Genomic DNA, 8,135 nt, shown 5'->3' on the forward strand with positions numbered 1-8,135 from the left:
CCTCCAGCTTTCATGCTTCCAGCGCCCAGTCGGCCACAGCCTCCGGAAGCCGGTCCAGCACACCTGCCCGGGTGGCGACTTCCCGGAGATTTTGCCAGAAGGTACGCCTGATTTGCTGAGTTGTGAGGCCCCTAAGGTCGGCGAGGCGCGTCTCAAGCTTTGAGATATCCCCGGGCTTCGATGCGCCAGTCGCTCGCCGGCTGGAGGGGAAGTCGGTCTCTGGCAGCAGCCGATCAGCGGGGATGGCCCTGAGCACGGTGTCGGGCATTGCGGCGTTGACGGAAAAATAGGCACCTAGATCGACAGCATGCTGCAACTCGTCAGGGCTGCCGAGAAACCAATGAAGAATCGCGCCGGGATGCGGCTGGTCCGTCAGAAGGTCGAGGAGCGCGGCGGTGCGCCCGGTGCTGTGCAGGGACAGCAGGACCTGCTGGTCTTGCACAGCACTGAGGATGCGCGAGAGAACGTAGCGCTGGCGTTCAAGATCACCGCGTCGGTCGAGGCCGATTTCACCGATGAGGCAGGTCTCGCGCAGGGTGGAGTGGAATCGCCGGGGATCGAAAGCGCTGAGTGCCGCAGCTACACCGGGGTGCACGCCGGTCCCCCACACAAGGGTGGCATCGCTTCGTTGGCATGCACGAGCGGCTTCTGCGGGTGTACGGGTGACGGCAAAGACCACGGCACCGCCGAGGGCGTCGATTTGGGCGGCTGTCACGTCGGGGGCGATGTGTGCGTGGCAGTCCAGCGGTGGCAGGTCGTCAGGGAAGGGGGACACGGCTCAGCTCCTCAAAGCCACGCTGACACAGATCGACAATAGCGTCGACGTCGACATCGACGGGCAACTCGCCGACTGCGAGGACGTCGATGTCATCGATGCCGTTGAGAATGGCTTCCTGAACGTCATGAATGTCCCTACGGCGCTGGTGCAGCAGCCGCTCGCGTGAGGCACCGGTGAGATGGTGGACGAGGTAGGGGGTGGTGTCGGGATGTCTGCCGGTAGTGAACGAGGCGCGGCGCACCAGGCATGCCACGCACAGGCCGCAGTTGTAGTTGGCGTTGCCACCTATGTAGTAGCCCCCGTCAAGTTTGGAGCACGACAGGGTTTCTGCTGCTATGGCAAGGAGTGATGCGCCAGCACGGGCGTGCGCGCGGTCTAGCAGTTCCCCCTTGGTGAGAAAAGCGTAGGGGTTGGAAATGGTGACGGGTATCTCGGTGGCAGCCAGGATGCAGTTGATGCGGGCGAAGGTGCCGGGGTGGGTTGAGCGGGTAGATAGTGCTCCACCTCGTGCCGGGGTCAGCGGCGGATTGATACTGGTAAAGCCGTTCTCCGGAACAGTCACTTGAGGGCTGGACACGGTGGCGGCCACGGCGGTGGCGAGGGCAGCGAAGAGCAAGCTGCGGCTGCGTGAGGAGGATTCCTGTGCCGGACCGGTCTGGTGAAAGCCCAGGCGGTATTGACGTATGGGGGGCTCTACGCGGGACTGGAGCCAGGCACCGGCGGTGCGTTGTGCTCTGCGGATTGCAGTGCTGCCGTCGTAGTGGCTGACGTAGATCCGCTCGGCGTCGTCCCCCAAGTGGTCCGCAGCGCCGCACAGGGAGTCCAAACCGCCGCTGAGAAGCATCACGTCATCGGCCGGGGCCAGCGTGTGCCGCTGCCCCACTGCGCGTGCAGCGGGCACGGCTTGCAGGTTCCAGCGGTCGCCAGTCAGCCAGGACAGCAACTGTGCGACCTGCTCGCCCTGACGGGCATTCCACATAGCTGGGTCGACCACGTGCACCGTGAGGTCGATCGTCCTGCTGAACGTGCCGGGCCGCCGTACGTGACGGTCGGCGAGGTAGGCGGCAGCGGCAATGCGCAGCAGGTCTGCTGCCGGTTCTGGGACCGGTCCCAGGAGATTCAGATCCCATCCGAGCGTGCCGGCGACGGTTACACCATGGCCAGGAGTTCGAGGCCAGCGCAAAGCGGTGGCGGAGGCGTGGAACAAGCTTGCGTCGTCGGGTAGTACTTCGATCGCGGTCGTCATGAGCGTCGTGCGCGGAGCATGCGCAGTGCCTCCCCTGTCACCTTGGCTGCTGCGGTCGAGAATTGCTGCACAGTCATGCGCCGTGCGTTCGGGATGTCGATGTCGCGTACTCGACGCGTCAGCCAGGAGCGCAGCCATTCCTGCTTGCGCACCATCTCCCGTGGTGCGACAGGCGTTGTTGCCTGCTGAGAGCCGAGTTCGACCAGGGCCAGTTCGTAGATCCACGCTGCGACGAGACCTCGGATGCTCTCTTCCGGCGACGGAAGCTCGGGAGAAAGGACGACCGCCTTCACATGTTTGGCCGTCGCCTTACGCAGCGCGGTGTCGTCGGGATGGGCCGCATCCCCCAGAATCGCCTGCAGGATCCGCGCGATTTGCGCGCGGGGCTGCAGGGCGGCCAGTGCACTCAGATCGAGCCCAAGCTCGCGCAGTTGGCCCGCGTCCCCATTGCGTAGCGCGTATGCGCCAGCCACGGCGGCCGCACCCCTCGAAGCTCCTTTGAGGACTTGCCGCCGAGATCCGGCGCCTACGCGCCCGGGCCCGCCGCCGCCACCCTCACCTCCCAGCCGCGGCAGCAGCGAGGCAAGGGGATATCCTCCGGCCGGTGGGCGACCACGGTCGAAGTCATCGTGCTGCAGGGCGTCGGCCAACGCCTTCAAGATGCTGTCCAGAATCTGCTGCTGGTCAGCAGGAGGCTCACCGCCACCGCCAGTAGCCATCGTGCCGGGAAGGGCGTCGAAGGCGTCGTGTGCGGCACCCCAATCGGAGGAGCCGCTGCCGCCATAGGATCCCGAGGTACCCATCAGCTGGTCACTGTTTCGGCGGCTGCCCGCACCATCGCATCGACGTCGCCCGCTTGGGCCAGCCGCTGCGCTACGGCCCGTAGCTCCTCCACCTCGCTGCTGCCGACCTCGTACGCACAGCTTGGGTTTAGCACGCTCCGAAGATGCCACACTCCTTCGGCGATCTCCTGCCGGAGTTCCTCGGTTTTCTTGGCTACACAGACGATCGACTCCACCGACCATTCCGGGTTCTGCACTCGCCGGGCGCGGTCCAGGAGTGCGGTAACGAGGGCCCGCTGTTCACTCACGGGTCTTTGCACGACCGCTTCCTGGGCTGCGGTGCGGTGCGGTTCGGACTCGCCTACCAGCGCGACGACCCAGTTGAGCTGTTCCTGGCTGAGGGAGGCACCAGCGGTCAGGCTGCCCAAGGACGCCGCAAGGCTGAGGTACTGCCCGATTGGGGCGCCGGTGAGATCCGGCTCCGCTGCCGCCCATGCTCTGCTGCCGTCACTGACCCCGTCCGGCTTCTCGTCGCGCTCGCCGCGGCCCCATTCCTGCCAGCGTGCTAGCAGCTCCGGCCGCCGGCCATCGGGCAGTTCCACCAAGATCTGGAAGTCCTTGCTGAGGCTGTCCTCCAGGAGCATGAGTTTGGCGATCACCGAGGGGTCAAGGTGGATGCCCTGCCCTTCGGCGATATGTCGGCGCAGGCTGAATTCGTTCAGGAAGCGCTTGATACTGCGCGGGCTACCTGCGCTGTGGGCCGACAGTCCTGTTGCCAGACGGTTGGCGAGGTTCAGCGTGTCACCGCCCGGCTGCCACGGCACCTTCTGCAGATCGGCGAGCACGGGCGACTGGCCCTGCGAACGACGTTCCTGCGCATGGCGGACGAGGGCCGCGTAGTTGGCCGCGTCCGGGCACACTTGGGCGCACAGCAACAGCGCGATGAACGTCTCGGCCTCCGCGGCACTCATGCGTGGGAGCGACAGCGGCACCTGCACGATCTTTTCCAGGTAGCGCAGAGCGAACTGCTCGTCCCGTCCTGTCGCGTCCAGGCTGACAGCGATGGACTCTCGCACCATGTGCTGGTCTGCAGCCAGGACGAAGGCCACCTTCTTGACGGATAGAAAGAGTTTGATGGCTTCTAGAGTCGCCATCACTGCATCGGGAAGGCACCGATCGAGGTCGTCCACGAGGACGACCACACGCGTGAGGGACGGTAGGTCGTCGAGCATTTCCTGGAAAGCTTCACGGAAGCCAGCCATGCCCTTAGGGTCCTTCTTCGAGGTGGGGGTGAGTGCCTCGATAAGACCCTCGGACTGTGTCACTAGGGTGCCGCGGGCCAGAGTGATCGCGACGCGTGAGTGGCTGATCCGTTTCAGCAGCCCGTCCACTGCACTGTCGGTGGACGAGTATTTTGACAGCACGGTCTGCAGGATCTCAGCGACCACGCTGCCGCGGACATCAAACTGGTCATCGAACTCCCAGGGGTCGAGGCGGACCAGTAGGTAGTCGTCACGAGGAAACAGGCGCTCGTGAAGGAGCTGCAGGACCGTGGATTTTCCTGCACCCCAAGGAGCGTGAACGCCAACGGTCACCGGGTCCAGGCCCGGAACCTCTAGGGACGCCACGACAGTATCGACGATCGCTGCGAAACCCAGCAGATCGACCTGCGTGGGGTTGTCATCCCACAACCGCATCTCGGCAGTCATTCTCCCCCTCCACCGGCCTGTGCCGCTCGTCTTCGCTGCACCTGCGTCGGCCCAGCACCGGCGTAGCAACTGGGCACGTCTGCAGCGGTATCCCGCCCCAGTTACATCAACTGACCTGCAGCGCCAGACCAGTGTGCAACAGCTGCTGGCTTAATTCGAGCGCTTTGGCCTGATTGAAGAAGGTGGGTACGGCACGACGCACGGCATGAAGACTTTCCCGGGTTGCGCCCTGCCCTGTAGACCAAGCCAGCAAGCGGTGACTCCTACGGATCATTTGGCGAAGCGCTGTAGCAGGACCCCCGGCCGCTGCTTCGCTTATGTCCTGGTCCTGCGAAGTCGCTCCGTCTCCGCCGATCTGATGAGACTGAATGCCCTCGGCGGGCCGTGACTGACCAGATGAGTCAGCGCTAGCTTCATCGGCCAACAGGCTTCTCGGCGGAGCAACATCGGCAACGCGCGGTGCACACGGACCCTACTGTGGGAGCGGGCCTATGCGCGTACGGGCCGCGCATATTGCCATTCGGATCAGGTGCGTGACAAACGCGGTAGGGCCATCGTTGGCTCGTCGAGCTCCCGAACCAGGTGAGAGAGACGGCCGGCGGCACGCTACCGGACGTCTGCCGACGCCCTCTGGAGAGTCTCCTCAGCCGCGACCATGACATCCAACCCCTGCACCGCTTCGATGCGTGCGCGATGCGTGAGCGGATGGTCCGACATCAGGTGTCACGAGCTGGACTAGGAACGAATCTGCGTGGCGCTGACCAGGTAAAACAGCAGTACTTGGCACTCATGGGTACCACCCGGCAAGGATTCGATCCCACTCCTAAAGCGGGTGTCGCAGGTTCGAATCCTGCCGGGGGCACAGAACCAAGGGCCAGTTCGGAGGCTGTATCTCCTCGAACTGGCCCTTGGGCGTTGTTGCCGCCGCGCCATCCACCTGCCACAACAGCCCTGAGCCGCCCTACGTCGCCGTCCCCGCTCCCCTGCCGCGCCCCGGCATGCGGCCCGGACGACATACAGGTTCCCTACGCCCTCGTCGCTCAGCGATCCGCTGTCTACCGCTCGCGTGTCATTGGCCGACCATGTCCGATCGAACGGCCCGGTCGGCGACTGGACCGACGAGACACGGCCCGAAGCAGCTCGTCTTCAGCAGACTCTCGAATTGGCGGAGTTCGCCCTCCGGGAAGCCTTCGCAGCGAGCGCCTTGCCCTGCGAACACAACAGACACTCCCTGCGCCTTGGCCTTACGGAGGCGGCTGCTCCTGCCGCTCCCCTCCCCTACGCCGGTGTGTTTCCCGGGTGCCGCCGGCCGTGAGAGTGCAGTTCGACCCAGTCGTCCCGGAAGGTGCTGCGCCGACGCCGCGCGCCGTGCTGCTTGCCGCGCGGCCAGGTGCGGGCGCGTGGTGTCCGCCGGAGCGCGTCAAGCCCAAGCGCCGCTCAGCGCGCGTTGCCGATCGTCCGGTCGCCCTCGCCGCCCTCCAGCAAAAGCGTGACCTCCTCGGCCCGGCGGAAGCGCCCGTCGGGAGCGAATTCACCGAAGAGATACACCTCCATCCGCACCCGGGAACCGTCCTTCTTCGTGATGCGCACCGTGTGACGGTCCGCATACAGCCGGCCGTCGCGCAGCTCGTCATGGACCTCAATGACGCCTTCGGACACCACCGTGCGCAGATGGGAGATGTGATCGAGGAAACCGTCACGGTCGTCCCACTGTCCGTCGGTGCGCTGACGGTATTCGGGAGCGAAATGACGGTCGGCGGCCTCGCGCACATCCGTGGTCGCGTTGAACAGCAGGTCGTTGAGTGCGGAGGCGATGTCGGTCTGCGCCATGAGTACTTCCCCTTTGAATCCCGCGAATCCTGTCGACTGAATCCCGTGAATCCCGTCGACGCCTGAACCCGTTGACGTGAATCCCGTTGACGTCTGAATCCTGCCGATGTGAAACGCGTGCGTTACGCACGCTCTGCACCGTAGCGCATATGCGTGCGAGCCGCACGCTTCAGATCGATCCGCAAGACCGACCGCCAAGGCGGTGGCGCGGTTCTTGTTCAGTGACCTATGCTGCATGAAGTCAAGTATTGTTCACTGAACAAGAGAGGGAGGTGGCGATGCAGCAGGTCGTCATTGCCGGAGCCGGGCCCGTCGGACTGTGGCTGGCGTTCGAGTTGCGGCTGGCCGGCGTAACCGTGACCGTGTTCGAACCCCGTTCCGAGCCCGATCCGCACTCCAAGGCGCTCACCATCCATCCCCGCACGACCGAGGTTTTCGCCGGCAGAGGCGTCGCGGAGCCGTTCCTCGCGGAGGGCCTGCGGATTCCCAGCGGCCATTTCGGCGTGCTGGATCGGCGGTTGGAGTTCACCCGGCTGGACACGCCCTTTCCCTTCACTCTGTCCCTGCCCCAGGCCAGAACGGAGGCCCTTCTGGAGGACCTCGCCCGCGAGAGCGGCGCTTCGGTCCGCCGGGGTCATCGCGTTGTGGACGTCATCCAGGGTTCGGACGGCGTCACGGTCCAGGTCGAAGGCCCCGACGGCCCGCACACGGCCCGCGCGGACTATGTGGTCGGCTGCGACGGCGTCCGGAGCACGGTGCGTACCAGGGCCGGAATACCGTACGAGGGCCGGCGGCCCACCGTTCTCGGCTTCCTGGGCGATGTCGTCCTCGACGACCCGCCCGAGCAGAAAGTGCTCAGCAAGGCGGGCCCGGCCGGATTGATCATGGTGGTACCGCTGTCCGACGGTCTGCACCGCATTGTCGGCACCATGCCCGAGGACGTTCGCACCGACTGGCCCGGCGACCTGACGCTCGATCAGCTCCGAGCCAACACGATCGCCGCCGCCGGAACGGACTTCGGCATGCGCTCACCGGCCTGGCTCTCGCGGTACGGCAACACCACCCGGCAGGCCGCGTCCTACCGCGAGGGCCGTGTCCTGCTCGCCGGTGACGCCGCCCACCAGCACATGCCCGCTGGAGGCGTCGGGCTGAACGTCGGAATCCAGGACGCCGCGAACCTGGGCTGGAAGCTCGCCGCCACACTCGACGGCTGGGCTCCCGAGGGGCTCCTGGACACCTACCACGACGAACGCCATCCGGTCGGTGCCGACCTCCTGGAGGCCAGCCAGGCACAGACGGCTCTCATCACGGCGTTCTCACCGGAGGGACAGGCTCTGCGCTCGCTGCTCAGCAAGCTCATCGCGGAGCAGCCGACACTCGAACTGACCCTGGCGGAACGCCTCTCCGGGCTGCATGTGCGCTATCCGAGCTCGCAGCCCGGAGCACACCCGCTCGTCGGCCGGCGCGCGCCCGATCTTGCCTTCTCCCGTGACGCCACGACGCTCTTCGAGCTGCTCCGGCCCGGCAGATACGTCCTGTCGGACCTGCGCGGCGACAGCGAACGGCCCCTGATCGCCGGTGAGTTGCGGACCGTACGACAGCACCGGTCCGAAGCGGCCCCGGACAGGTCCGCATGGGCGTCTGTCGCGGCACTGCTGGTCAGGCCGGACGGACATGTCGCCTGGGCGAGCGAGGAACGGAATCCGGAGAGGCTCGCGGCGGAGGCCCGCGCGGCGCTCGCCGCAGCGACCCGCGAGGCGGTGAGCTGACCGGCGCCCGAAGCCCACCCA

General features: G+C 65.9%; 6 protein-coding genes. 1 reads left to right on the forward strand and 5 read right to left on the reverse strand.

Translation table 11 applies throughout. The annotated features are described in order from the left end of the window. Window positions 1-10: 10 nt before the first annotated feature. The 5 genes from PV679_RS26965 to PV679_RS26985 all read right to left on the reverse strand — a co-directional run bounded on the left by PV679_RS26965 (window position 11) and on the right by PV679_RS26985 (window position 6,345). Window positions 11-775, reverse strand: coding sequence for a TatD family hydrolase (locus tag PV679_RS26965; RefSeq protein ID WP_319682998.1), 765 nt, complete (start codon window positions 773-775; stop codon window positions 11-13). Further along, window positions 759-2,024, reverse strand: coding sequence for a hypothetical protein (locus tag PV679_RS26970; RefSeq protein WP_319682999.1), 1,266 nt, complete (start codon window positions 2,022-2,024; stop codon window positions 759-761). Before PV679_RS26970 ends, PV679_RS26965 begins: the two co-directional genes overlap by 17 nt. Continuing rightward, on the reverse strand, window positions 2,021-2,827 hold the full coding sequence (locus PV679_RS26975; protein WP_319683000.1) for a hypothetical protein: 807 nt from the start codon (window positions 2,825-2,827) through the stop codon (window positions 2,021-2,023). Before PV679_RS26975 ends, PV679_RS26970 begins: the two co-directional genes overlap by 4 nt. Next, window positions 2,827-4,515, reverse strand: coding sequence for a P-loop NTPase fold protein (locus tag PV679_RS26980; RefSeq protein WP_319683001.1), 1,689 nt, complete (start codon window positions 4,513-4,515; stop codon window positions 2,827-2,829). Before PV679_RS26980 ends, PV679_RS26975 begins: the two co-directional genes overlap by 1 nt. 1,437 nt (window positions 4,516-5,952) lie before the next feature. Continuing rightward, complete coding sequence (locus PV679_RS26985; protein WP_319683002.1) at window positions 5,953-6,345, reverse strand: nuclear transport factor 2 family protein; 393 nt, start codon at window positions 6,343-6,345, stop codon at window positions 5,953-5,955. Between the two features lie 278 nt (window positions 6,346-6,623). Between PV679_RS26985 and PV679_RS26990 the strand changes: the two genes are divergently transcribed. Then, complete coding sequence (locus PV679_RS26990; RefSeq protein WP_319683003.1) at window positions 6,624-8,114, forward strand: FAD-dependent monooxygenase; 1,491 nt, start codon at window positions 6,624-6,626, stop codon at window positions 8,112-8,114. The last annotated feature ends 21 nt before the right edge of the window (window positions 8,115-8,135 follow it).

It is taken from the genome of Streptomyces sp. AK02-01A, assembly GCF_033795305.1.
In the GTDB taxonomy this organism is placed as follows: domain Bacteria; phylum Actinomycetota; class Actinomycetes; order Streptomycetales; family Streptomycetaceae; genus Streptomyces.

Bases quoted from the DNA above. Each gene is read 5' to 3' on its own strand.
- PV679_RS26990 (WP_319683003.1), top strand. From the start codon at position 6,624: ATGCAGCAGGTCGTCATTGCCGGAGCCGGGCCCGTCGGACTGTGGCTG.
- PV679_RS26985 (WP_319683002.1), bottom strand. From the start codon at position 6,345: ATGGCGCAGACCGACATCGCCTCCGCACTCAACGACCTGCTGTTCAAC.
- PV679_RS26980 (WP_319683001.1), bottom strand. From the start codon at position 4,515: ATGACTGCCGAGATGCGGTTGTGGGATGACAACCCCACGCAGGTCGAT.
- PV679_RS26975 (WP_319683000.1), bottom strand. From the start codon at position 2,827: ATGGGTACCTCGGGATCCTATGGCGGCAGCGGCTCCTCCGATTGGGGT.
- PV679_RS26970 (WP_319682999.1), bottom strand. From the start codon at position 2,024: ATGACGACCGCGATCGAAGTACTACCCGACGACGCAAGCTTGTTCCAC.